At 60.3% G+C, this 23,307-nt stretch carries 19 protein-coding genes; 11 read left to right on the top strand and 8 right to left on the bottom strand.

Annotated elements, in window-relative coordinates:
- The first annotated feature begins 7 nt into the window (after positions 1-7).
- Positions 8-796, top strand: a complete 789-nt coding sequence (locus AC2YI2_RS06455) for a TerC family protein (protein WP_487385616.1) — start codon at positions 8-10, stop codon at positions 794-796.
- A gap of 60 nt (positions 797-856) precedes the next feature.
- On the top strand, positions 857-2,527 hold the full coding sequence (locus AC2YI2_RS06450; RefSeq protein ID WP_487385615.1) for a thiamine pyrophosphate-binding protein: 1,671 nt from the start codon (positions 857-859) through the stop codon (positions 2,525-2,527).
- Between the two features lie 66 nt (positions 2,528-2,593).
- Here AC2YI2_RS06450 and AC2YI2_RS06445 read toward each other — a convergent pair whose 3' ends face one another.
- From AC2YI2_RS06445 to AC2YI2_RS06435, 3 genes are all read right to left on the bottom strand, one after another.
- Positions 2,594-4,486 (bottom strand): HAMP domain-containing methyl-accepting chemotaxis protein, encoded by a 1,893-nt coding sequence (locus AC2YI2_RS06445; protein WP_487385614.1) that lies wholly within the window; start codon positions 4,484-4,486, stop codon positions 2,594-2,596.
- A 170-nt stretch (positions 4,487-4,656) separates the two neighbouring features.
- On the bottom strand, positions 4,657-4,989 hold the full coding sequence (locus AC2YI2_RS06440; protein ID WP_487385864.1) for a protein tyrosine phosphatase family protein: 333 nt from the start codon (positions 4,987-4,989) through the stop codon (positions 4,657-4,659).
- A gap of 72 nt (positions 4,990-5,061) precedes the next feature.
- A complete protein-coding gene (locus AC2YI2_RS06435; protein WP_487385613.1) occupies positions 5,062-5,898 on the bottom strand; it encodes a DUF4432 family protein in 837 nt (278 codons plus the stop codon).
- 198 nt (positions 5,899-6,096) lie between these two features.
- Between AC2YI2_RS06435 and AC2YI2_RS06430 the strand changes: the two genes are divergently transcribed.
- The 4 genes from AC2YI2_RS06430 to AC2YI2_RS06415 all read left to right on the top strand — a co-directional run bounded on the left by AC2YI2_RS06430 (position 6,097) and on the right by AC2YI2_RS06415 (position 11,431).
- Entirely contained in the window at positions 6,097-7,518 is a 1,422-nt protein-coding gene (locus tag AC2YI2_RS06430; RefSeq protein WP_487385612.1) for a L,D-transpeptidase, read from the top strand.
- 308 nt (positions 7,519-7,826) lie between these two features.
- Positions 7,827-9,206 (top strand): aminotransferase class I/II-fold pyridoxal phosphate-dependent enzyme, encoded by a 1,380-nt coding sequence (locus tag AC2YI2_RS06425; protein WP_487385611.1) that lies wholly within the window; start codon positions 7,827-7,829, stop codon positions 9,204-9,206.
- 142 nt (positions 9,207-9,348) lie between these two features.
- A complete protein-coding gene (locus tag AC2YI2_RS06420) occupies positions 9,349-10,638 on the top strand; it encodes an NAD(P)/FAD-dependent oxidoreductase (protein WP_487385610.1) in 1,290 nt (429 codons plus the stop codon).
- 67 nt (positions 10,639-10,705) lie between these two features.
- Positions 10,706-11,431 carry a helix-turn-helix transcriptional regulator gene (locus AC2YI2_RS06415; RefSeq protein WP_487385609.1) on the top strand — a complete coding sequence of 242 codons (726 nt, stop codon included), beginning with the start codon at positions 10,706-10,708 and terminating at the stop codon, positions 11,429-11,431.
- 57 nt (positions 11,432-11,488) lie between these two features.
- Here AC2YI2_RS06415 and AC2YI2_RS06410 read toward each other — a convergent pair whose 3' ends face one another.
- From AC2YI2_RS06410 to AC2YI2_RS06390, 5 genes are all read right to left on the bottom strand, one after another.
- Entirely contained in the window at positions 11,489-12,634 is a 1,146-nt protein-coding gene (locus AC2YI2_RS06410) for an iron-containing alcohol dehydrogenase (protein WP_487385608.1), read from the bottom strand.
- Positions 12,634-14,016, bottom strand: coding sequence for an aldehyde dehydrogenase family protein (locus AC2YI2_RS06405; protein ID WP_487385607.1), 1,383 nt, complete (start codon positions 14,014-14,016; stop codon positions 12,634-12,636). Before AC2YI2_RS06405 ends, AC2YI2_RS06410 begins: the two co-directional genes overlap by 1 nt.
- Before the next feature lie 113 nt (positions 14,017-14,129).
- Positions 14,130-15,497, bottom strand: a complete 1,368-nt coding sequence (locus AC2YI2_RS06400) for a glutamine synthetase family protein (protein ID WP_487385606.1) — start codon at positions 15,495-15,497, stop codon at positions 14,130-14,132.
- A gap of 104 nt (positions 15,498-15,601) precedes the next feature.
- Complete coding sequence (locus tag AC2YI2_RS06395; protein ID WP_487385605.1) at positions 15,602-17,170, bottom strand: amino acid permease; 1,569 nt, start codon at positions 17,168-17,170, stop codon at positions 15,602-15,604.
- 102 nt (positions 17,171-17,272) lie between these two features.
- Positions 17,273-18,046, bottom strand: a complete 774-nt coding sequence (locus AC2YI2_RS06390; protein ID WP_487385604.1) for an N-formylglutamate amidohydrolase — start codon at positions 18,044-18,046, stop codon at positions 17,273-17,275.
- Between the two features lie 161 nt (positions 18,047-18,207).
- On the opposite strand from AC2YI2_RS06390, the gene AC2YI2_RS06385 reads away from it, so the two are divergent.
- The 5 genes from AC2YI2_RS06385 (at position 18,208) to AC2YI2_RS06365 (ending at position 23,269) form a co-directional block, all read left to right on the top strand.
- The gene (locus AC2YI2_RS06385; protein WP_487385603.1) at positions 18,208-19,089 is read left to right on the top strand and encodes a MurR/RpiR family transcriptional regulator; all 882 of its coding nucleotides are present in this window, start codon (positions 18,208-18,210) and stop codon (positions 19,087-19,089) included.
- Between the two features lie 183 nt (positions 19,090-19,272).
- A complete protein-coding gene (locus AC2YI2_RS06380) occupies positions 19,273-20,331 on the top strand; it encodes an ABC transporter substrate-binding protein (RefSeq protein ID WP_487385863.1) in 1,059 nt (352 codons plus the stop codon).
- Positions 20,332-20,528: 197 nt separating this feature from the next.
- The gene (locus AC2YI2_RS06375; RefSeq protein WP_487385602.1) at positions 20,529-21,416 is read left to right on the top strand and encodes an ABC transporter permease; all 888 of its coding nucleotides are present in this window, start codon (positions 20,529-20,531) and stop codon (positions 21,414-21,416) included.
- Complete coding sequence (locus AC2YI2_RS06370; RefSeq protein ID WP_487385601.1) at positions 21,413-22,195, top strand: ABC transporter permease; 783 nt, start codon at positions 21,413-21,415, stop codon at positions 22,193-22,195. The genes AC2YI2_RS06375 and AC2YI2_RS06370 overlap by 4 nt, the downstream gene beginning before the upstream one ends.
- 12 nt (positions 22,196-22,207) lie before the next feature.
- The gene (locus tag AC2YI2_RS06365; RefSeq protein ID WP_487385600.1) at positions 22,208-23,269 is read left to right on the top strand and encodes an ABC transporter ATP-binding protein; all 1,062 of its coding nucleotides are present in this window, start codon (positions 22,208-22,210) and stop codon (positions 23,267-23,269) included.
- Positions 23,270-23,307: the final 38 nt, after the last annotated feature.

Genomic DNA, 23,307 nt, shown 5'->3' with positions numbered 1-23,307 from the left:
AGACACCATGCTTGAAGGTCTTTTCACAGTCGATGCGCTTGTCACGTTCCTGATCCTGACCGCGCTCGAGACCGTGCTCGGTTTCGACAACCTTCTCTACATCTCAATCGAATCCAAGAAGGTCGACCCGGCGCGCGAGGCCTGGGTGCGTCGCACCGGCATCATGCTCGCGATCGGTCTTCGCGTAGTGCTGCTTTTCGTGGTGCTGCAGCTGATCGCAGCCTTCCAGTCGCCGTTCTTCGCCTTCCACAGTGCGATCTTCGACGTGTCGCTCAGCGGTCATGCGCTGATCGTGCTCTTCGGCGGCGTCTTCCTGATCTACACTGCGATCAAGGAGATCTGGCACATGATCGGCAAGCCGGACCTCGAAAATGGCGCCAGTCAGGCGCCCCGCCGCACGGTGACGGCGGCGCTGGTATGGATCCTGATCATGAACATCGTCTTCTCCTTCGACACGGTGCTGTCGGCGGTGGCGCTGACCAAGAATTTCATCGTCATGACCGCCGCGATCCTCGTCTCCGGCATCCTGATGGTGGTTATGGCCGATACGGTTGCCAACTTCCTCAAGAAGAACCGGATGTACGAGGTGCTCGGCCTCTTCGTACTGCTGCTGGTCGGCTACATGCTGATGTCGGAAGGCGGCCATCTCGCCCACCTCTCCTTCCTCGGCTTCCCGGTCGAGCCGATGGCGAAATCGACCTTCTACTTCGTGCTCTTCACGCTCGTGATCGTCGAGGTGATCCAGAGCCGCTACCAGAAGCGCATCCTGGCTGAACAGAGCGACGAGAAGCACTAGAACCCACTGACGACGCGGCACGCTTCGCGGCGTGCCGTCAATGAGAGAAGAAGACGGGAAATGACATCTCAGAACAAGAGAACCGGCGGCCAGCTGATCGTCGAAGCGCTGGCGGCCAATGGCGTGAAGCGTGTGTCCTGCGTGCCGGGCGAAAGCTTCCTGGCCGTGCTCGACGCGCTGCATGATAGCGAGATCGAGGTCATGGTCTGCCGCCAGGAAGGTGGCGCGGCGATGATGGCCGATTGCTGGGGCCGGCTGACCGGTCAACCGGGCGTCTGCTTCGTCACCCGCGGCCCGGGCGCCACCAATGCCAGCGCCGGCCTCCACATCGCCCGGCAGGATTCGGTGCCGATGCTGCTGTTCATCGGTCAGGTGCAGCGCGACGCCCGCGAGCGAGAAGCCTTCCAGGAGGTCGAATATCGCCGCGCCTTCACCGAATTTGCCAAATGGGTGGTGGATATCGACGACGCGTCCCGCATTCCGGAACTCGTCACCCGCGCCTTCGCTGTAGCAACCTCAGGCCGGCCCGGTCCGGTCGTGATCGCCCTTCCCGAGGATATGCTGCGCGACCTCGTCGAGGCACCCTCGGCAAAGCCCTACATGCCGGTTCCGACCCATCCCGGCCCTTCGCAGATATCCGAACTCGGTGCGCTGCTGGAGAAGGCGAAGAAGCCGCTCGTCATTCTCGGCGGCACGCGCTGGACCGAGCAATCGGTTCAGGATTTTGCGGCCTTCGCGGAGCGCTGGAAGCTGCCGGTTACCTGCTCGTTCCGCCGCCAGATGCTGTTCGACCATCTGCATGAAAATTACGCCGGCGATGTCGGCATCGGCATCAATCCGACATTAGCCAAAGAGATCAAGGATGCAGACCTGCTCCTCGTTCTTGGCGCCCGCCTCGGCGAGATGCCCTCCTCCGGCTACACGCTGCTCGACATCCCCTATCCCAGCCAGACGCTCGTCCATGTGCATGCCGACGCCGGCGAGCTCGGCCGCGTCTACCGGCCGGATCTCGCCATCAATGCGGATTCGGCAAGCTTCGTCTCGGCACTGGCAAATCTGAGCCCCAAGACAGAACCCACCTGGGCCGATCGCACGAAGTCTCTCCACGCGGCCTATCTTGCATGGTCGACGCCACCGGCGTCCGGGCCTGGCAATGTCCATATGGGTCCGATCATGGAGTGGCTCGAAGCCAACCTGCCCGACGATGCGATCATGACCAATGGCGCCGGCAACTACGCGACCTGGCTGCACCGCTTCCACCGCTTCCGCAAATTCGCGACGCAGGCGGCCCCGACGTCCGGCTCGATGGGCTACGGCCTGCCCGGCGCCGTGGGCGCCAAGGCGCTGCATCCCGATCGCGAGGTTGTCTGCTTTGCCGGCGACGGCTGCTTCATGATGCATGGCCAGGAATTTGCGACGGCGGTGCGCTACAATTTGCCAATCATCACGCTGGTCATCAACAACGGCATCTACGGCACGATCCGCATGCATCAGGAGCGGGACTATCCCGGCCGGGTGAGCGGCACCGGCCTCACCAATCCGGATTTCGCCGCCTATGCCCGCGCCTTCGGCGGCCATGGCGAGACCGTCGAGAGGACCTCCGATTTCGCCGGAGCTTACCTACGCGCCCGCGCCAGCGGCAAGCCTGCCATCATCGAAGTCAAACTCGACCCGGAAGCCATTACGCCGACGCGGACGCTGAGCCAGATCAGGGATGCGGCACGGAAGTAGCGCGTCACCTAAACTAAAATGCCCGCGACGAGCGCGGGCATCCTTGTATCCGTTCTAAGAAATCGATCAGGCAGCGCGTCGCCCCGCCAATGCCGGGCTCTGCGTGCCAAGATCGAAGCGAGAGATCAGGTCCACCAAGCGATTCGCTTCGGCAGCGAGTTTGAGCGTCGCGGCCGACGTTTCTTCGACCATGGCCGCGTTCTGCTGGGTCACGTTGTCGATCTGGTTGACCGCCTGGTTGATCTCGTTGAGGCTCGTCGCCTGCTCCTTGGCGGAGTCGGCGATCGCGTGGATGTGGTTGTTGATTGCAAAGACCCGGCCTTCGATCTCGGACAGAGCCGAACCGGTAGCCTGGACGAGCTTGACGCCCGACTGGACTTCGTCGCCAGACTTCGTGATCAGCGCCTTGATGTCCTTGGCCGCGTTTGCCGAACGCTGGGCGAGTTCGCGCACTTCCTGTGCAACGACCGCAAAGCCCTTGCCGGCGTCGCCCGCGCGGGCAGCCTCGACACCGGCGTTGAGCGCGAGAAGGTTGGTCTGGAAAGCAATCTCGTCAATCACGTTGATGATCTGACTGATTTCCTGCGAGGCCTGTTCAATACGGCCCATGGCGGAGATAGCATCGCCGACGACGAGGCCTGCCTGGCTGGCATTCTGCTTGGCGTCGGTCACCATGGTCGCGGCTTCTGTCGCCTTCTGGGTGGCCGAGCGGACAACGCCGGTGATCTCCTGCAGCGCTGCCGAAGTCTCTTCAAGAGCGGCGGCCTGCTGTTCGGTACGGCGCGACAGGTCGTTGGTCGAGGAGCCGAGCTCGCTGATGTTGCCGTTGATCGAGTCGGACGTATCCAGCACTTCGCGGATCGTACCCTTGAGGCTGGTCATCGTGGCGTTGACATTGGACTGCAGCTCGGCGAAGGCCCCCTGATAGGTACCCTGCATCGAACGCGTCAGGCGGTTCTCGGCAAGGTTGGCCATGACGGCGCGCATCTCGCTGATGCCAGCGTCCACAGTGGTGAGAAGCTGGTCGACGTCATTGGCGACGCGATTGAGGTCGCGGTCACCGAAATCCTTTTCGATACGCTTGGAGAAGTCGCCGCCTGCCGCGGACGCGACCACAGCCGACATGCGGGCCTGCATGTCGTCGTTGCGGGCACGCGCCTCGGCCTGCCGTGCATGATGTTCTGCCACCGCCTGGCCGTTTTCCTTGAAAACACCGACGGCATCAGCCATCTGGCCGATCTCGTCCTTGCGACCGAGAAACGGAACCTCGACATCGAAGCGGCCTTCTGCGACTTCGCGGATCGTGCGGACGATGCGCAGGATGGGGTTGCTGAGGTGGACGCGGGCGATATATGCGCCAAGGCCGGCGCCGGCTGTTAGGCCGACGACGGTGATCAAGGCGACCAGCATCAGGACGTGCTGCTTGAAGGCCTCGAGCCCGTCCCGGACGTTGGTAAGATTCGTCTGGTCGACTTCGACCATCGCATCGATTTCCTTCTGGAAAGCCTTGCGGTTGGCGCGGTTGTCATCGTTGTTGCCCTGCTTGTTCGCAGCGGCGGGATTTTCCTGAGTACCCAGCCGCGCGGTCTCGGTGCGGAATGTCTTGAATTCGGCCGAGCGCGCGAGGAGCGTGTCAAAAGTAGCCTTTTGCTCAGCCGCTACAAGCGGCGTCCAGGCGGCAAGAACCTTATCCATCTCGCCGAGATTCTCAACGAGGCCGTCGGCGAACTTCTTGGCGCCCTCGGTGTCCTTGGCGCCATAGATCCCGCGCGACTCCATCACGACGGCCGTCACGTAGCGGTTGAGTCTTTCGCCAAGATACACGCGGTCGGACACGAGTTTGTATTCTGCGAGCTGGGCGCTGTACTCCGTGACTGCATAAAGCGCCGTTGCACCGATAATGAGTGCTGACAGGCACAATATGCCAACCAGGCTGTAGATCTTTCCGCTGATATTCACTTCGCTCACTCCGCAAGCTGACCCATTTCGGGTCGAATTCAGCGGAAAATAAGCCATTTAGCCTTAACTAATGCTTACTTGGGCAAAAGAACAGCGACATACCTATCTAGAATTGCAGAAAAAGATACGGAAACTACCCGAAATAATCGAAAAATCTTCGGAAATCGCGATCAGCGGAGATGTTGGGTCTGCTGATAAATGATCGTCGAGCGATTCCCTGAGCGGCAATAGCCGAGCATCGGCTTCGGGAGCTCGTCCAGTGCGTCGACCATACCGCGAACCGCATCGGCGGTTGGTTGGCCACTGACAGGGATATGGCGAACCTCGAGGCCGAGCGCCTGGGCGTGCGCGGCGATGTCCGCGAAATCAGGCTGACCCGGGTCTTCGTCGTCAGGCCGATGGCAGACGATGGACTTGAAGCCCATATCCTTGATCTCGTCGAGATCATCAACCGCGATCTGCGCGGTCACCGCATACTCATCATTGATCGGTCGGATATTCATTGCGCCACTCATCTGATAGGTTGCCTGTTGATACGTTGCCTGATCGGTCATGCCATCAGGCATGGCCGTGGATCATTGGAAGCTAAAGCTCAGCCGGTAGATAAGGAATTCTCCCGGCGCGAGCAAGGTCATCAGTCCCTCCCCCTCCAGTTCGCCGCGCTTCTTCCACGGATGCGAAACGGGTTCGATGCCGAGCACATGCGCCGGTGATGACTGGTTGCGCCACATCTGCAGATGGGGCAGCGTGTCGGTCGCGAAACGGACGTTGAGCGATTTGCCGCCGAGCGGCGCGATCGGTCCAAGCACGACACGCGCGAATTCATCGCCAGCCTCGACATCGGCCGGGACGCAGAAAACGTGCCCGTCGCCCTCGCCAAAAGTCCAGCCGAGGCTGCCTTCCTTGAACATGCTGCCGCCGAGCTTCGTGTCTTCGTCGAAGAGATGGGCACCGATGTTCATGTGATACATCAGCATCGGCGGAAATGGCTGAGGCCCGATATTCGTCAGCCGGTCGATCAGCATCACCTCGCCCGTCGCGCCATCCATCCGCCAGGTTCTGAGGATTTCTGCCTCGCCACCTTGCGCCATGCGCACGATCACGCGGGCGATGACCTCCTCGTGAGTCTCCTCCCGATCATGAGCGATGATCTCGGGTTTGGTCGCGGCCATCGAGCCGTGCAGCGGATATTTGCGGCCGCTGTTTCCGGCGATCGGCTCCGGATGGCGTATATGATCAGGACCGCAGGTAAAGAGGAAGCCCCCTACCGCGTGCAGGATCCGCGGGTCGCCATCATCGGGCACGGCCCGGCCGGGCGAGAGCTCGATCCCATTCACCCGGCACGAACCGACATCAAGCGCCGACGTCAGGTCGAGTTGCAGATCGGGACCTGCCCCTATGTGAAACTTCATCGCTTCCCCCGCTCTCGGATTCGGGCCGAACATAACCCAGATGCGCTGGCTCGTCTCTCACGGGCGGAGAATTTTCCCGCGTTCAACTGAATTTTACTCTTTGTTCACCACGGGTTTAGAAATTCCACAATAGAGTCAAAATTCACGTGTTTGCCTCGATGGCAACGGAACTTATCCCCACAAGAAGACTTGTTCGAGATGAAACGCAGACTGATCGCCATATCGCTCCTAGCCATGTCGCTGATGGCCTCGACCGCCCTCGCCCAGGATTACCAAGGGGATCCTGACGGCAAGGTGCTGCTGACGCCAGAGGGCGAAATCTTGGACTACGTGCCCGATGCGTCCGACGTCATCGTCAAGATGAACCGCAAGGGCCAGAAGGTTCTCATCGATCACTATGGCAATGTCGTCGCCACCGAGGTGCCTGCACGGCAATATCTCGACCGCCGCACCGCTCGCCAGGACAATTTCGACGAAGGACAGGGCGTCGGCCAATTGCCCGGAGTCGAGGATTTCGGCAATACCGAACGCTATCCCCGCGAAGCACTGAACGACCCCGACTATTTTCCGGAGCGACCTCAGGATGACGACTTCTCGACCGGCGCGGTGCCGGACGAAAACCAGGACAATCAGGTTTTCGAGGACCAGACCCTGCCCGGCGACGGCATCAAGAATGACAATATGAACCAGGACGATCTCGCTGCGATCGACCCGAATACCGAGGTGATCGAGGAGAAGCCGGCGATCGAATCCGACATCACGCTCGACGGCAAGAAATCGAAGTTCGAGATCACCGCTCTGCAAGTCTTCCTCGACCGCGAAGGCGCCTCGCCCGGCGTCATCGACGGCAAGATGGGCTCGAACGTTTCCAAGGCGATCCGCTCCTACGAGAAGATCACCGGCGAAACGCTCGATCCGAACAACAGCGAAGACATTTTGACCCGCCTCGGCTTCAATGGCGGTCTGCCGGTCATGACCTACGAGATCTCCTCGGCTGATGCCGCCGGTCCCTACGTCGCCTCGATCCCCGAGGACTATTCGCTAAAGGCGCAATTGCCGTCGCTCGCCTATTCGAGCGTTACCGAAGCCTTGGCCGAGAAATTCCATATGGACGAGAACTATCTCAAGGAACTCAATCCGGGCGTCGACTTCACCATTCCCGGCACCCAGATCAAGGTCATCAATCCCGGCACAGAGAAGAAGGGGCTCGTTGCGCGCATCGTCGCCGACAAGGCTCGCAAGCAAGTTTTCGCCTACGACGACGCCGGCCAGCTCATTACGTCCTATCCCGCCTCGATCGGTTCGAGCGATACGCCTTCGCCGTCCGGTCTGCACGCCGTGGCCCGCGTGGCCTTCGATCCCAATTATACTTACAATCCGAAGATCAATTTCCAGCAGGGCAACAATACCAAGGTGCTGACGATTCCGCCCGGTCCAAACGGTCCGGTGGGTACGATCTGGATCGCACTCGACAAGCCGACTTACGGCATCCATGGCACCCCGGACCCGTCCCGCATCGGCCGTTCGCAGAGCCATGGCTGCATAAGACTCACCAACTGGGATGCAACTGAGCTCGCCAAGATGGTAAAGCCTGGCGTGATGGTCGAATTCATCGATTGATCTGACGCCGAATTTGCGTCACTGAGCAATATCCATCGCATTCAATGCAACTTATGGGAATCATTGATTTGTTTCCGCGAGGCACAGCCTTGTTCGCGCCAAAGTGTTAACTATTCGTTAAGGTTAATATTCGACGAATGCGTGTCCTGACACGAAACATCATTGTCGCAAGTTGACTAAAATTTATTGTTTGTTAATCTTTTTAAACGCTTAGACGAGTTTTCTCAGATTGGTGACGGGACGGGGAGATCACCAGCGGGACAAAACCGGCCTCGAGCGCGAGTGGAAATGAGTGCGGCGGTAATTCAATGGCAATGTTCGAAAATATACCCGACCAACTTAGAACAAGTCTTCCTGCGGTTGAAAAGCAGACCTATCCTGTCAATCTACTTGAACGCTGGGAACAGCCCGGCATCTGGTGGCAGGAACGTGTAGAACACAAAATCGATCCTTATCAGAAATACTCGACGACACGAGTGGGCAACTTCATCGAAGGCGCGCACCGGGATGGCACACCTTTTCGTGGCCATAATTTCGCAAGCCAGGATTATCTCTCGCTGGCGTCGCATCCGGCGCTCAAGAAAGCCGCGATCGAGGCAATCGAGACCTATGGTCTTCATAGCGCCGGGTCAGCGGCCCTGATGGGTAACACTGCCCTCTCCGTGGCGCTTGAACAGCGGCTCGCTTCCTTCCTCGGTTATGACGATGTCGTGGTCTTCCCGATCGGCTGGGCCGCCGGCTATGGTTCGGTTAAGACCCTCGTCAAGCCGCATGACCATGTGGTTATCGACATCCTCGCCCATGCCTGCCTGCAGGAAGCGGCGCGAGATGCCACCGACAATGTCCACGTCCATTCGCATATGAATGTGCAGGCCGTGGAAAGCCGCCTCGCCCGCATCCGCCGCGAGGATGAGACCTGCGGCATCCTGGTCGTGACGGAGACGCTGTTCTCCATGGATAGCGACTTCCCCGATATCGCTGCATTGCAGGCGGTCTGCCACCAGTACAATGCGACACTGCTCGTTGATTGCGCCCATGACCTCGGCGCGCTCGGTGCCACGGGCCGCGGCAAGCTCGAAGACCACGATCTGGTCGGCAAGGTCGACATTCTCGTCGGCGCCTTCTCCAAGAGCTTCGCATCGATGGGAGGCTTCGTCGCCACCAACAACAAGGGTTTTCGCTTCGGCCTTCGTGGTCAATGCGGCCCCTCGACCTTCACCAATGCCATGTCGCCGGTGCAGGCTGCCACTATTCTGGCTGCAATCGATATCGTCGAAGGCGAGGAAGGCAAGGCAAGGCGCGAGCGGCTGATGCACAATTCGCTCCGCCTCCGCGCCGGTCTCGAGGAAGCCGGTTTCGAGGTGCTTGGAAAACCGAGCGCGGTGGTGCCGATGCTGATCGGCGACGTCCTGCTCGCCCGGCTCATGACGCGCTATGCGGTCGATTTCGGCGGCGTCGTCAATCTCGTCGAGCATCCGGCCGTTGCCCGTAATGCCTGCCGCTGGCGCCTTCAGGTCATGGCGGACCATACCGACGAGCAGATCGACGCCATGGTCGAGATCGCCGAAAAGGCGCGCGAGATGGCCGAAATGCATATCGAATGGCTGTCGGCCAACGACAACAATGGCGCCGGCGCGGTTGACCTGCCGATCACCGCCGAAGGCAAGATTGCCCTTGCCGCTGAATAGGCCCCAACTCCGGGTTCGAAACGCAGAAGCCTTGCTCCGGAATCGGGAGATCCCCGTTTCCGGAGCTTTTTCGTCGTGCTAGGGGAACTCGATACTCATGCCATGGCACGAGTCACAGCAGCAGCAAGAAGATTTCCGCCCGATGCGCAACGACAAGACCAACAAGAATCTCTGGAGTCACTCGGCTCCCCCGGCGCCAACCACTTCTCCGCTCCAAGGAAATACCACCTGCCAGGTCGCGATCATCGGCGGCGGCTACACGGGTCTGTCGACGGCGTTGCATTTGGCCGAGGCGGGCATCGACTGCGTCGTGCTCGAAGCCAGGGATATCGGCTTCGGTGGTTCAGGCCGCAATGTCGGCCTCGTCAATGCAGGCATGTGGATGCGGCCGGACGACATCATCGAAACGGCCGGCGAGAAGGTCGGCAGCCGACTGGTGAGCGAACTCGGCAATGGTCCCGCCTACGTCTTCGAGCTCATTGCAAAGCATGCTATCGAATGCGAGGCCGTCCATAACGGCACATTGCATCTCGCGGTCGGTGACGCCGGCGTCAAGGAAGTCGAGACGCGTGCCGCCCAATGGCACAAGCGCGGCGCACCCGTCGAGGCCTTGTCAGCCGCTACCGCGGCCGAACTCACCGGCGCCGAGGGCTTCGCCGGAGCCTTGCTCGACCGTCGCGCCGGCACCGTCCAGCCACTCGGCTATGCGCGCGGTCTGGCACGCGCCGCAATGGCAGCCGGCGCCCGCATCCACACCGCAACATCAGTGCTCGATGGCAGGCGTGACGGCGATGCGGTGATCCTCCGCACGGCCCATGGCGAAGTTCGCGCCGACAAGCTGATCGTCGCCAGCAATGCCTATTCCGGCGTGGTGCCCTCAATGAACTGGAGCGAGCACCGCGAGGAGCTGGTGCCGATGTATTATTTCCAGTTCGCCACCGCGCCCCTGCCCGCCGACGTGATCAGCCGTATCCTGCCGCAGGGCCACGGCTGCTGGGATACCGGCATGGTCATGACCTCTTTCCGCACCGACAAGGCAGGGCGGTTGATCTATGGCTCGATCGGCTCGCTCGACTCGCTCGGCCGCATGTCGCACGAACCCTTTGCGCGACGTGCGATCCGCGCGCTCTTCCCCTTCGTTGGCAATGTTACATTCGAGTATTGGTGGGATGGCAAGATCGGCATGACCGCCAACAATCTTCCGTCTTTCCACAAGCCGGAAAAGAATATCTGGTCCATCGCGGGCTATAATGGCCGCGGCATCTCTCCGGGAACCGTGTTCGGCCGGGCGCTGGCCCAAGTAGCACTTGGCAACCAGGAGGCCATGATGCTGCCGGTGACGACAGCCGGCTCGGATTCACTACGCGCTGCCAAGTCCGCATTCTATGATATCGGCGCCGCTGCCAAACATTTCATTGACCATAGACTTTGATTGGACCTATGAATGCTTTCGCAACCTAATCTCGGGGTCCTCCGCGACTATAGATTGCGGAGCACCCATGTTAAACAGCGGATATACATCCAATGACGTTATCAGCGACATGGCAGGCGCTGGCGATTCCGCCAGCATCATCGCCTGTTTTCGCCGCTTTGTTGAGCCATTTCATATCGATACCTTCACGAGTGGCGAGATCGATACATCGATCCGACGGCGTGCGGTCTTTCATGCAATGGAGTGGCCGGAACGCTGGCGGACCTACTATTTCCAATCTGGGCTGCTAGAACACGACCCGCTGATCGAGGCGATGCCGTTCATGGGCGCGTCCTTCACCTGGGACGAGTTGCGGGCAAGGCGGGCGATCAGCGTCGCAGGCACCGAAGCACTCAACAAGATCGCGGCCGAGGGCTGGGTCGACGGCCTGTGCGTATCGATTCATCGCGCCGGCACGCACTATGGCCTGGTCAGCCTCGTGGCAATGAACCATCATCTCACTCCGGGCGAGAAGCGGCAACTCGAAGCCGTGTCCCTGGCCTTTCACGAACGGCTGCGGCATACCGTGCCGAAGGAAGGATTCCGGATCCCACCCGCGGGCCTGACGCCGCGCGAGATCGACTGTATCCGGCTCATCGCCGAAGGGCTCTCGGACATCACGGCAGGCGCGGCGCTCGGCATCAAGGGATCGACGGTGCACGAACATGCCGAGCGGGCCAAGATGAAGCTGCAGGCCAAGAACCGCGCTGAACTCGTGGCGCTCGCCATCGGCTTCGGCATCATCTGCCGCTGAATTCTCCGAGATCGGAAGGAGAAGAAGCCGGCTGGTTCGCCGGCCTCTTCGGTCTCGTCAGATGCACTCGTGGAAGAGCCTGTTCGCCGCGTCGAGTGTTAGTTCCACCGGATTGGCACCAGCCGTCGGATCGACGATCGCCATCGCCGACATCTCGTCGATACGGTCCGTGCCGACGCCGAGAGCCGACAGTTTGTCCGGCACATTGAGTTCTTCCCGCAACGTCAGCACATAGTTGTAAAAGCCGTCAAAGCCACCGGATATGCCGAGATAGGCGGCGGCGGACGCGAGCTTGCCTTCCACGGCCGGACGGTTGAACCGCAGCACGGGCGGCATCACCACTGCATTCGTCATGCCGTGGTGGGTGTGATAGATCGCGCCGACCGGGTGCGACAGCGAATGGATCGCGCCGAGCCCTTTCTGGAAGGCGACCGCCCCCATGGCCGCCGCCGACATCATATGGGTGCGGGCTTCGATATCGGTGCCGTCCTTGTAGGCCCGCGGCAGATAGTCCTTGACCAACCGCAGGCCTTCGAGCGCGATGCCCTGGCTCATCGGATGATAGAACGGCGAGCAATAGGCCTCCAGGCAATGGGCGAAAGCATCCATGCCGGTGCCTGCCGTAATCACCTTGGGCATGCCGACGGTCAACTCCGGGTCGCAGATCGTCACGCCGGGCAGAAATTTGGGATGAAAGATGATCTTCTTGGTATGCGTCTCGGAATTGGTGATGACCGAGGCGCGGCCGACTTCCGAGCCGGTGCCGGCGGTCGTCGGTACGGCAACAATGGGGGCGATACCGTCACTGTTGGCGCGCGTCCACCAGTCGCCGATATCCTCGAAGTCCCAGACTGGGCGGGTCTGGCCGGCCATGAAGGCCACGCATTTACCAAGGTCGAGGCCCGAGCCGCCACCGAAGGCAACGACGCCATCGTGGCCACCATCCCTAAAGGCCTTGACGCCGGCCGCGAGGTTGTGGTCGTTCGGGTTCGGATCGACGTCGGCGAAGATCGCCCGGCCGAGGCCACCGGCCTCCAGAATATCAAGGGCATTCTGCGTAATCGCCATCGGCGCCAGGCCGCGATCGGTGACCAGAAGCGGCTTCCTCATGCCTAGCGACTTGCAGTGGTCGCCGAGTTCCTTGATGCGCCCGGCGCCCATCTTGACTGATGTCGGGTAGCTCCAGTTTGCGGTGATGCTCATCAGAATTGCTTTCTTAGGTGGTAGGATTTCGGGCGGGTCAAGTTGTGGAAGCCGAGGACCGAGAGCGAGCCGCCGCGGCCAGTTTCCTTGACGCCGGTCCAGCAGAGCGCCGGATCGAGATAATCAGCCCTGTTCATGAAGATCGTGCCGCTCTCAAGCTCATCGCCGATGCGTCGAGCGCGCTCGACATCCTGCGTCCAGAGCGACGCCGTCAGACCGTATTTGCAATCATTCATCAGCTCGAGCGCTTCAGTATCGTTCTTGACCTTCATGATGCCGACGGCCGGGCCGAAGGTCTCTTCATTCATGATCGACATGGAATGATCGACATCGACGAGAATCTGCGGCGCGATATAGGCACCGCCATCGTCGGCCGGGAAGAGCTTGGGATCGACCAAAGCCTTGGCGCCCTTGGCCACGGCTTCCGCGATCTGCTCGCGCACGACCTTGGCGAAACGCTTGTTGGCCATCGGGCCAAGCGACGTTTCGGGGTCGAGCGGATTGCCGAGCTTATAGTTCGACACCCACTTCACCGACTTCTCGACGAACTCGTCATAGTGCTTTTCGTTGACATAGATGCGCTCAATGCCGCAGCAGCACTGGCCGGAATTGTAGGTCGCGCCGTCCATCAGCGTATCGACCGCGGCGTCGAGATCGGCATCCTCCATCACATAGCCCGGATCCTTGCCGCCGAGTTCGAGACCGACGCCTGTGAAAGTCCCGGCAGCAGCGCGCTCGATAGACCGGCCACCCTCGACGGAGCCGGTGAAATTGATGAAATTGAACTGGCCGTCGGCGATCAGCTTCGAAGTCGTATCGTGGTCGAGGAAGATGTTCATGAACACATCTTCCGGCACGCCCGCTTCGTTGAAGGCCCGCACCAGCCGCTCGCCCACAAGGATCGTCTGGCTGGCATGCTTGATGATGACCGTATTGCCCGCCATCAGCGCCGGGGCGACCGTATTGATCGCCGTCATGTAGGGGTAATTCCAGGGCGCGATGACGAAGACGACGCCATGCGGCTCGCGGGAAATGTAGCGCTCGAACTTGTCGCTTTTTTCCACCACCATCGGCGCCAAGGCATCATGGGCGATGGAGGCGACATAGTTGGAGCGCTCGTTGAAGCCCTTGAACTCGCCGCCATAGCGCACCGGCCGGCCCATCTGCCAGGCCAGCTCCTTGACGATGTCCTCGGCCATTTCGTTGACGCGTGCGACGCCCTTGAGCACGAGCGAGACGCGCTCTTCCAGCGGCCGCTTCGCCCAGGCCTTCTGTGCCTTGCGCACGCGCGTGATCGCCACCTTCGCATCGTCGAAGCTTGATGCCGGACGTTCGGCATAGACCGAGCCGTCAACCGGCGAAATGCATTGGATCATGGTCATGATCTTCTTCCCGTCTTGTGGATTATGGATGTCCGATACACCGGAGGCGGCCCGCCTCCAATACCCCTTGAGGGTATCGGAGCAGGCCATAAGCACAGACTATGAATAGGGCTCTAAGCCCTCTCGAAGCCGCGCGCCACCTCCCAGTCCGTGATCTTGCGGTCGTATTCTTCCTGTTCCCAACTGGCGGCGCGCACATAGTGATCGACGACGTCGTCACCGAAGGCGTCGCGGAGGAACCTGGATTTGTCGAGCGTCACAGTCGCGTCGCGCAGCGTCTTCGGGATCTCGCGGACCTTCTTGGCGCCATAGGCGTCGCCTTCGAAGGGTTCCTCGAGCTTCAGCTTCTTCTCGATGCCATCAAGACCGGCCGCAAGCAGCGCGGCAAAGGCGAGATAGGGGTTGAGATCGGAACCTCCGACGCGGCATTCGATACGGATGCCCTTGGTCTCTTCCCCGCAGAGCCGATAGCCGGCCGTGCGGTTGTCCTTCGACCAGATCGCCTTGGTCGGCGCGAAGGTTCCGGCGACGAAGCGCTTGTAGGAATTGATATAGGGCGCCAGGAAATAGGTGATCTCGCCGGCATGGGCGAGCAGACCAGCGACATAGTGCTCCATCAGCTCGGACATGCCGTAGCGGCCCTTCTTGTCGAAGAACAGCGGCTTGCCGTCGAGCGACCAGAGTGACTGATGGATATGCGACGACGAGCCGGCCGCGGCATTGCTCCACTTGGCGAGGAAGGTAATGGCCTTGCCCTTCGACCAAGCGATTTCCTTGCAACCATTCTTGATGATCGAATGGCGGTCGGCCATGTCAATCGCCTCGGCATAGCGAACGTTGATCTCTTCCTGGCCGGCCGAAGCCTCGCCCTTGGAATTCTCGACCGGAATGTCAGCACCTTGAAGGCCATTGCGGATCGCCCGCATGACATCCTCCTCCTTCGAGGTCTGGAAAATGTGGTAGTCCTCGTTGTAGCCCGAGACGAGCTGCAGGTCGCGGTAACCGCTGAGGCGCGCGTCGTCATAGGTCTGGTCGAAGAGGAAGAATTCGAGCTCCGAGGCCATGAAGGCCTTCATCCCCATTTTCTCGAGCCGCTTAACCTGCTTCTTGAGGATGGCGCGCGGTGAATGCGGCACTTCCTCATGGGTGTGATGGTCGAGCACGTCGCAGAGCACCAGCGCCGTGGCTTCGAGCCACGGAATACGGCGGAGCGTGCCCATGTCGGGCTTCATCGTGTAGTCGCCGTAGCCTTTCTCCCAGCTCGTGGACTTGTAGCCAGAGACGGTCTCCATCTCCATGTCGGTCGCAAGAAGGTAGTTGCAGCTATGGGTCTCCTCATGCGCGCTGTCGACAAAGTATTGCGCATGAAAGCGCTTGCCCATCAGGCGTCCCTGCATGTCGACCAGCACAGCGAGCACCGTGTCGATCGTGCCTGATGACACATCCTTTTTGAGTTGGTCGAAAGTGTATGAAGCGCTCATCGGAAAACCATCCCTGTCCGTGCAGCGAGCCGGGTGGCGCGCAGCGCTGAATTTTGTTCGAAGGGACTCCCCGACCGCCTGGGCCGGGGAGGCATTGGATCGACTTAGTGGGTTTCGCCCACGGCCCGTTCGGCGGCGGCAATTTCCGCCGCGCGCTTGGCGACTTCGTCACCGATCGGCGGGCCCTTGAAGCGGCGCTGCTCGAAGACGAACCAGATGACAACGGAGAGCACGACAAAACCGAGCGTCACACCGAGAACTTTGTCATTCGGCGGCTGGATGGCGATATAAATAATGATCGCCATGCCAATGGTCGAAAGAACACCCATCAGCTTGAACATGCCCTCACCAATATTCCAGGGACCGGGAGCGGGCCATTTCTTCGTGCCATAGGCGAAAATGCCGAGCACGATCGGCATCAGGAACGACAGGAACAGGAAGATCAAGGTCGCGTTGACCACGGTTACATACAAGCTTGCCGAGCCCACCGAGATAAAGAGGGCGCCCCAGACGAAAAGGCTTTCAAGTGCCGCCGCAGTCCAGATCGCCGCGACCGGCGTGCGGAACTTCGGACTGACACTCGATAAGGCCTTGGAACCCGCAGGTATGCCGCCATCCCTCGAAAACGCGAAGATCATACGCGATGCCGATGTGACGGTCGCAAGGCCGCAGAGGAACTGCGCGATCAGGATCGCCAGATAAAGCAAGGTCACCAGCCAGGCAGGCATGATGGCATTGACTGTCATGAAGAACACGCCCCAGCCCTGCTTGGCACCTTCTGCCATATCCGGAATGGCGATAACAAAGGCGGACAGCATCACCCAACCAGCCAGGGATGACCAGATGACCGAGGATATGATCGACCTCGGAACGGAATGCGCCGCCTTCTTTGTTTCTTCCGAAGTATGCGCCGAAGCGTCATAGCCGGTGATCGTGTATATCGGCAGCAGCAGTCCGAGAGCGAAAATATAAAGCATGCTGTCAGATTGCGGCCAGACGTCGGCACCGGCCGGGCCGGAATTGTTGGTGAACGTCCACAGTCGAGAGATGTCGTGCGTCGGTGCATAGTACAGGCAGGCAATCGTCAGGACCGCCGCAGTCACGAGGATCAGCGAGCCGGAGAAATCGGTGAGCTTTGCGGTGAGGCCAATGCCAAAATGGTTGATCGCGGCCTGTATCGCCGTGAAAATCACGACCACCGCGACTGTCATTCCCGGCGAAAGAACCCCGTTGGCATCGGCAATTCCGAGCTGGGTGCCGAAGGTGCCGCCGAGGAAGGCAGCCGTACCGATGTTGATGGCGCCGAGGACGGTGATCAGACCCAAGAGGTTGAGCCAAGCCGTGAACCACCCGGTAAACCGGTTGCCGAGAATGGACGCCCAATGATAGAGGCCACCCGCTGTCGGATAGGCCGACGCGATTTGCGCCATGCCGAGCGCAAAGAAGCCGGAGATGATGCAGCCCAGTGGCCAGCCGATGCCGATCGCCGCACCGCCAACACCCGACGTCGCTTGTGCCAGCGAATTGATGCCGCCCGATAGAATGCAAATAATCGAGAACGAAATGGCGAAATTGGAAAATCCGCTCATTCTTCGTTCTAGTTCCTGGGCATAGCCCATCGAATGCAGGATATGTGTATCCTGTGTTTTGTCAGACTCAGAATAGCCAGTCATTGACGTACCCCTGTTCCCCTGCTGACCACACCATTGCGGCCGGCAACCATGCAACAATGGGCGGTCTTAGCGCCGCCACTTATATGCTTGGAGGTCTTGTTCTCAGGCGTGAACCAGCAGGCTTTCGCCTATCAGTTCCGCGAGGAAGCCGGCCACGACCTCTTGGCCGGCTTCATCTTTGACGAGATCGTTGCGGATCTCGATCATGACGTTCAAAAGTCCGTTTGCAAGCCCATGTTCGATCAGCGTGTGGGTCACGCCGTCCTTCGGACCATAGGGTTCATTGCGGCCTACGACGAAACGGCTCTCCTTGCTGCCGCGCGCAAGCATTTCATCGGCAAGGCGGGTGTCGCGGTCATGCAGGATGCCGATTTCGACGCTCCGCGGAACACCTTTATAGACAGGCGTGAAGGTGTGGATGGTGACAATCACCGTTTCGCGGCCTGCAGCCTTGCGAGCCGCGATCGTCTCCCTGAGCTGACGCTGCCACGGACGGTAGATCTCGTCGATCCGCGCCTGGCGCTCGGCAGGTTCGATGTTCCTGTTGCCAGGGATTTCAAAGACCTCGCTCACGGCGGGCATGGCGTCGGGCGACTCCGGCGGCCGGTTGCAGTCATAGGCAAGACGGGAAAAATTCTGGAAGACAAGGGTCGCATCGAACCGGGCCGACAGCTTGCGGGCAACGGCAAGCGCACCGGGATCCCACGCGATATGCGCGGTCAGAGTTTCGACAGGCAGACCGAGCGAGCCGAGCGAGACGGGAAGCGTCGAGGACGCATGCTCGCAGACGAGAAGCACCGGCGATCTGCCGCCTGCATTCTCGACGGTCACCACCACCCCCTCGGCAGCCGTCAATATTCCGGTTTGTTTCGACATTGCCCCAATGCCTTCCATTTCTGTAAAAAATTCTTCAAAAAAACAGATCTGTCAATCGGGCTTTCGGAAAATTTGATCCAAGAAAGCTGTTGACACTGCTATCAGTTTGAATTTCTTATTTCAGAAATCAGCCAGCGAAGACTGGACGGGGGAATTCAGGGGTGACAGGCGTCGTCAAGACAGTCTCGGACATGATCACTGCGGGTTATGAGTCCATGACTCGGGCCGAGAAGCAATTGGCCAACAGCTTGTTGGACAACTATCCGGTCTCGGGCCTGGGCTCGATCACCACGGTTGCCGAAGCCGCGGGCGTCTCAACGCCCACGGTTGTGCGCATGGTCCAGAAACTGGGCTTCAGGGGCTTCACCGAATTCCAGTCGCGGCTCCACCAGGAGCTCGAGGCGACGATCTCCAATCCGATCACCAAGCATGAGCGGATGGCGCCGAATGCGCCCGGCGCCCACATCCTCAATCGCTTCGCCGATGCCGTGATGAACAATATGCGCCAGTCGCTCGGCGCGATCGATCCGGCTGATTTCGATGCCGCAGCCAAATTGATCGGCGACCGCAAACGCAGTGTCTATCTCGCCGGAGGTCGCATCACAGGCGCGCTCGCCGAATACTTTTTCACCCATCTCCAGGTCATCCGGCCCGGTGTTACCCGTATGTCCACCAGCCCCTCCAGCTGGCCGCATTACGTGCTCAACATGAACAAGGGCGATGTGCTCATCCTGTTCGATATCAGGCGGTATGAGAGGGAGCTCGAGGCACTCGCCAAGACTGCCTCCGAAGTCGGCGCGGAGATCGTCCTGTTCACCGACAGTTGGGGCTCGCCGATCGGCAAGAATGCCCGCCATGCCTTCCGCCTCCACATCGAGGCGCCATCGGCCTGGGACAGTTCCGTCGTCACCTTGCTCGTGGTCGAGGCACTGATCGAGGCTGTGCAGAGCGCCCATTGGGACAAGACGCGAGAGCGCATGTCGATGCTCGAGAGCCTCTTCGAGACCACGCCGCTGTTCCGGCGGCCGGTGTCCAAGGAATAAACTACGGGAACGGTCTAACCCTAGTTTAGAAAAGCACAAAAGACCGATTTTCAGCTGCAACAAAGGTGTCACACAGACGTCATCAAACAAAACTAACTGCATCGCCAAGCTGAAACCCAACAGAGGAGAAAATCAGTGAAAACCAAGTTCAATTCCATCGTCGCAGTGACCGGCGCCATTCTCATGGCGACCACCGCGATCGCCCGTGCAGAGCCCTCCAAGGAACTCATCGCCGCTGCCGAAGCCGAAGGCCAACTGACCACCATCGCTCTTCCGCACGACTGGTGCGGCTACGGTGCTGTCATCGACAGCTTCAAGGCGAAGTATCCCAAGATTACCGTCAACGAGCTGAACCCGGATGCCGGTTCGGCCGACGAAGTCGAAGCTATCAAGGCCAACAAGGACAACAAGGGGCCGCAGGCTCCTGACGTCGTCGACGTCGGTCTGGCCTTCGGCCCGCAGATGAAGGCCGAGGGCCTCACCATGGCCTACAAGGTCTCGACCTGGGACGAAATTCCTGAAGGCATCAAGGATGCCGACGGTCACTGGTACGGCGACTACTACGGCGTGATGTCCTTCCTCGTGAACAAGGATCTCGTCAAGGACACCCCGAAGGATTGGGCTGATCTCCTGAAGGCCGATTACGCCGGTCAGGTCGCTCTCGCCGGCGATCCGCGCGCTTCCAACCAGGCCATCCTTGCCGTGCTCGCTGCCGGTCTCGCTCAGGACGCCAAGCCAGGTAAGGAATCCGGCGAAAAGGGCCTCGAGTTCTTCAAGGAACTCAATGCCAAGGGCAACTTCGTTCCTGTCATCGGCAAGTCCGGCACGCTCGCTCAGGGCGCAACCCCGATCGTCGTGATGTGGGACTATAACGCCCTCGCCGCCAAGGACACGCTCGCCGGCAATCCGCCGGTCGAAGTTATCGTTCCGGACAAGGGCGTCCTTGCTGGCGTCTACGTCCAGGCGATCTCGGCGTTCGCCCCGCATCCAAACGCTGCCAAGCTCTGGATGGAACACCTCTATTCCGACGAAGGTCAGCTTCTCTGGCTCAAGGGCTATTGCCACCCGGCTCGCTTCAACGCGATGGTCAAGGCCGGCAAGGTTCCGCAGGACCTGATCGACAAGCTGCCGCCGGCTGCTTCCTACGAGAAGGCCTACTTCCCAACCCTCGAGGAAGTCGATGCCAACAAAGCTGCCGTGACCGGCGCCTGGGACAAGGTTGTCGGCGCCAACGTGCAGTAAGCACCGCATGCGATCTGCCGCTCCGGCTCTCGGGCCGGAGCGGATTGCATTTCCGATAGCAATGCGAGGAGAGCTGCAGGCAGCTTTCCGTCCGAAATTTCGTAAAGACAAAGAGATAGAGCATGCCCGCGGCTCAATAAGACGCGGAAGCACTCTATCGGGGAAGCGCCTTTGGGCGCTGCAGCGGGACAGATCGCATGTCATCATCCAATCCGGGCGCAAGCCCGCCATCGATTGCACGCCGCCTGCCATTGAATTGGCTGGGCGTGCTGCCATTCGCAGCCTTCGTGCTGCTGTTCCTGCTTCTTCCGACGTTGAAGATCGTGCTCGGCGCCTTCCAGACGCCGGATGGCAGCTTCACGCTCGAGAATATCGCGGGGCTGTTCACGCCCTCGATCATTGGCGCCTACTGGATCTCGATCAAGATTTCGGTCGCCTCGTCTGTGCTTGGTTGCGCGATCGGCTTCGCGGTCGCCGCCGCTGTGGTGCTGGGCGGACTGCCGCAATGGATCCGCGGCCCGCTGCTTACCTTCTCGGGCGTCGCCTCGAACTTCGCCGGGGTGCCGCTCGCCTTCGCCTTTCTCGCCACGCTCGGGCCGGCCGGCATGATAACCATATTCCTCAACACGGAACTCGGTATCAATCTCAGGATGCTCGGTTTCAGCATCCTGTCCTTCTGGGGCCTGACGTTGACCTACCTCTTCTTCCAGATCCCGCTGATGATCCTGATCATCACGCCGGCGCTCGACGGCCTGAAGAAGGAATGGAAGGAAGCCGCCTCGATCCTCGGCGCCACCGACACGCAATACTGGCGGCTGGTCGGCTTCCCGATCCTCCTGCCGTCGCTGCTCGGCACCTTCGCGCTGCTCTTTGCCAATGCCTTCGGCGCCGTGGCAACCGCGATCGCGCTCACCGGATCGTCGCTCAACATCGTGCCGATCCTGCTCTTCGCCCAGATCCGCGGCGACGTGCTCGGCAATCCCCATCTCGGCTATGCGCTTGCCTTCGGCATGATCGTCATCACCGGCATCGCCAACGCCGTCTATATATGGCTGCGCGCCCGCAGCGAAAGGTGGCTCAAATGAAGAAGTTCTTCGCCTGGGCCGCGCTGGTCGTCGGTCTGCTCTACTTCTTCCTGCCGCTGATGGGCATGACCCGTTTCTCGCTGATGATGCGCCGCGGCGTGTTTTCCCTCGACGCTTATGCGAAGGTGTTTGCCGACCCCCGCTTCCAGGAAACCTTTACCTTTTCTGTCGTGATGGCGCTTGCGACCATCGTGTTCGGCGTGCTTCTCGTTGTGCCGACGGCCTACTGGATCCGATTGAAGCTGCCTTTCCTGCGGCCCTATGTCGAATTCGTCACGCTGCTTCCGCTCGTCATTCCGGCCATCGTCATCGTCTTCGGCTATATCCGGCTCTACAACACCTCGAGCTGGCTGCCGCTGACGGGCACGACGATGGGGACGAACGTCCTGTTGATGTTCGGCTATGCGACGCTCGCTTTGCCCTATATGTATCGCGCCGTGGATACCGGCCTGCGCACCATCGATGTCGGCACACTGACTGAAGCCGCACAGAGCCTCGGCGCCGGATGGGCGACTATTCTGTTCCGGGTGATCCTGCCCAACGTGCTGGTCGCCGTGCTATCGGGCGCCTTCCTGACCTTCGCCATCGTCATCGGCGAGTTCACCATGGCCGCACTTCTCAACCGGCCGGCCTTCGGCCCCTATATGCAGCTTCTCGGCGCCAACCGTGCCTATGAGCCGGCGGCACTGTCTGTGATCGCCTTCGCCATCACCTGGGGCTGCCTGGCCTTGATCCAACTCGTTTCGCGCTTCCAGACAAGCGCGCCTCGCAAGATTTGAGGACCACATCCCATGAGTTTCCTGACACTCACCCATCTCAAGAAGTCCTTCGGACCGGTCCAGGTCGTGCATGACTTCAACATGTCGATCGAGAAGGGAGAATTCATCTCCTTCCTGGGCCCCTCTGGCTGCGGCAAGACCACGGTGCTTCGCATGATAGCCGGCTTCGAGACCCCGACCGACGGCACGATCGTCATCAACGGCAAGAACCAGACAACGCTCAAGCCCAACCAGCGCAATATCGGCATGGTCTTCCAGGCCTATGCGCTGTTTCCCAACATGAATGTCTTCGACAACGTCGCCTTCGGCCTAAAGGTCGCCGGCCGCCCCAAGGCCGAGATCGAGTCCCGCGTCAAGGAAATGCTCGGCCTGATCAAGCTCGATCATCTCGCCGACCGCTTCCCCTATCAGATGTCCGGCGGCCAGCAGCAGCGCGTGGCGCTTGCCCGCGCGCTGGCGCCCAAGCCCCAGGTGCTACTTCTCGACGAGCCGCTCTCGGCGCTCGACGCCAAGATTCGTGTATCACTGCGTGAAGAGATTCGCGCCATTCAGCGCCAACTCGGTATCACCACCGTCTTCGTTACTCACGACCAGGAAGAAGCGCTCTCGATCTCCGACCGCATCGTGGTCATGAACCAGGGCCGCGCCGACCAGATCGGCGCACCGTTCGAGATCTATAACAAGCCTTCTACGAAGTTCGTCGCCAATTTCGTTGGCACGCTCTCGACGATCGACGCCACCGTCGCGGACCCGGCGACCAATTCAGTCAAGATCGGTGACAATGTCATCGCCCTGCCGGAGTCTCTTGGCGCGGCAAAGGCCGGCGACAAGATCACACTGGCGCTGCGCCCCGAGGCACTCACGCTGGAGAGCTCTCCAGGCCGCGACAACGCGCTTTCAGGCACCGTGGAGTCGGTCAACTTCCTTGGTTCGGTGATCCGTACCCGCATGACCGTAGCCGGCCAGCGCCTGTCCTTCGACAGCTTCAACAATCCGTCGTCAAAGCCGCCGGTTGCCGGCGATATGATCTCGGCGCATTTCGCACCGGCGGATTTGCTGGTGCTCAGGGATTGAGTGAATATCTGGCGGCCGCTCTGGCCGCCGGCGTCCCG

Source organism: Rhizobium sp. SRI_017 (assembly GCF_057586295.1).
The sequence above is the reverse complement of the archived record's forward strand: the minus strand, read 5'-3'. Positions and strand labels throughout refer to the sequence as shown.

Coding starts and splice junctions, on each gene's coding strand:
- AC2YI2_RS06455 (WP_487385616.1), top strand. CDS start 8: ATGCTTGAAGGTCTTTTCACAGTCGATGCGCTTGTCACGTTCCTGATC.
- AC2YI2_RS06450 (WP_487385615.1), top strand. CDS start 857: ATGACATCTCAGAACAAGAGAACCGGCGGCCAGCTGATCGTCGAAGCG.
- AC2YI2_RS06440 (WP_487385864.1), bottom strand. CDS start 4,989: ATGAATATCCGACCGATCAATGATGAGTATGCGGTGACCGCGCAGATC.
- AC2YI2_RS06435 (WP_487385613.1), bottom strand. CDS start 5,898: ATGAAGTTTCACATAGGGGCAGGTCCCGATCTGCAACTCGACCTGACG.
- AC2YI2_RS06430 (WP_487385612.1), top strand. CDS start 6,097: ATGAAACGCAGACTGATCGCCATATCGCTCCTAGCCATGTCGCTGATG.
- AC2YI2_RS06425 (WP_487385611.1), top strand. CDS start 7,827: ATGGCAATGTTCGAAAATATACCCGACCAACTTAGAACAAGTCTTCCT.
- AC2YI2_RS06420 (WP_487385610.1), top strand. CDS start 9,349: ATGCGCAACGACAAGACCAACAAGAATCTCTGGAGTCACTCGGCTCCC.
- AC2YI2_RS06415 (WP_487385609.1), top strand. CDS start 10,706: ATGTTAAACAGCGGATATACATCCAATGACGTTATCAGCGACATGGCA.
- AC2YI2_RS06410 (WP_487385608.1), bottom strand. CDS start 12,634: ATGAGCATCACCGCAAACTGGAGCTACCCGACATCAGTCAAGATGGGC.
- AC2YI2_RS06405 (WP_487385607.1), bottom strand. CDS start 14,016: ATGACCATGATCCAATGCATTTCGCCGGTTGACGGCTCGGTCTATGCC.
- AC2YI2_RS06400 (WP_487385606.1), bottom strand. CDS start 15,497: ATGAGCGCTTCATACACTTTCGACCAACTCAAAAAGGATGTGTCATCA.
- AC2YI2_RS06395 (WP_487385605.1), bottom strand. CDS start 17,170: ATGACTGGCTATTCTGAGTCTGACAAAACACAGGATACACATATCCTG.
- AC2YI2_RS06390 (WP_487385604.1), bottom strand. CDS start 18,046: ATGTCGAAACAAACCGGAATATTGACGGCTGCCGAGGGGGTGGTGGTG.
- AC2YI2_RS06380 (WP_487385863.1), top strand. CDS start 19,273: ATGGCGACCACCGCGATCGCCCGTGCAGAGCCCTCCAAGGAACTCATC.
- AC2YI2_RS06375 (WP_487385602.1), top strand. CDS start 20,529: ATGTCATCATCCAATCCGGGCGCAAGCCCGCCATCGATTGCACGCCGC.
- AC2YI2_RS06370 (WP_487385601.1), top strand. CDS start 21,413: ATGAAGAAGTTCTTCGCCTGGGCCGCGCTGGTCGTCGGTCTGCTCTAC.
- AC2YI2_RS06365 (WP_487385600.1), top strand. CDS start 22,208: ATGAGTTTCCTGACACTCACCCATCTCAAGAAGTCCTTCGGACCGGTC.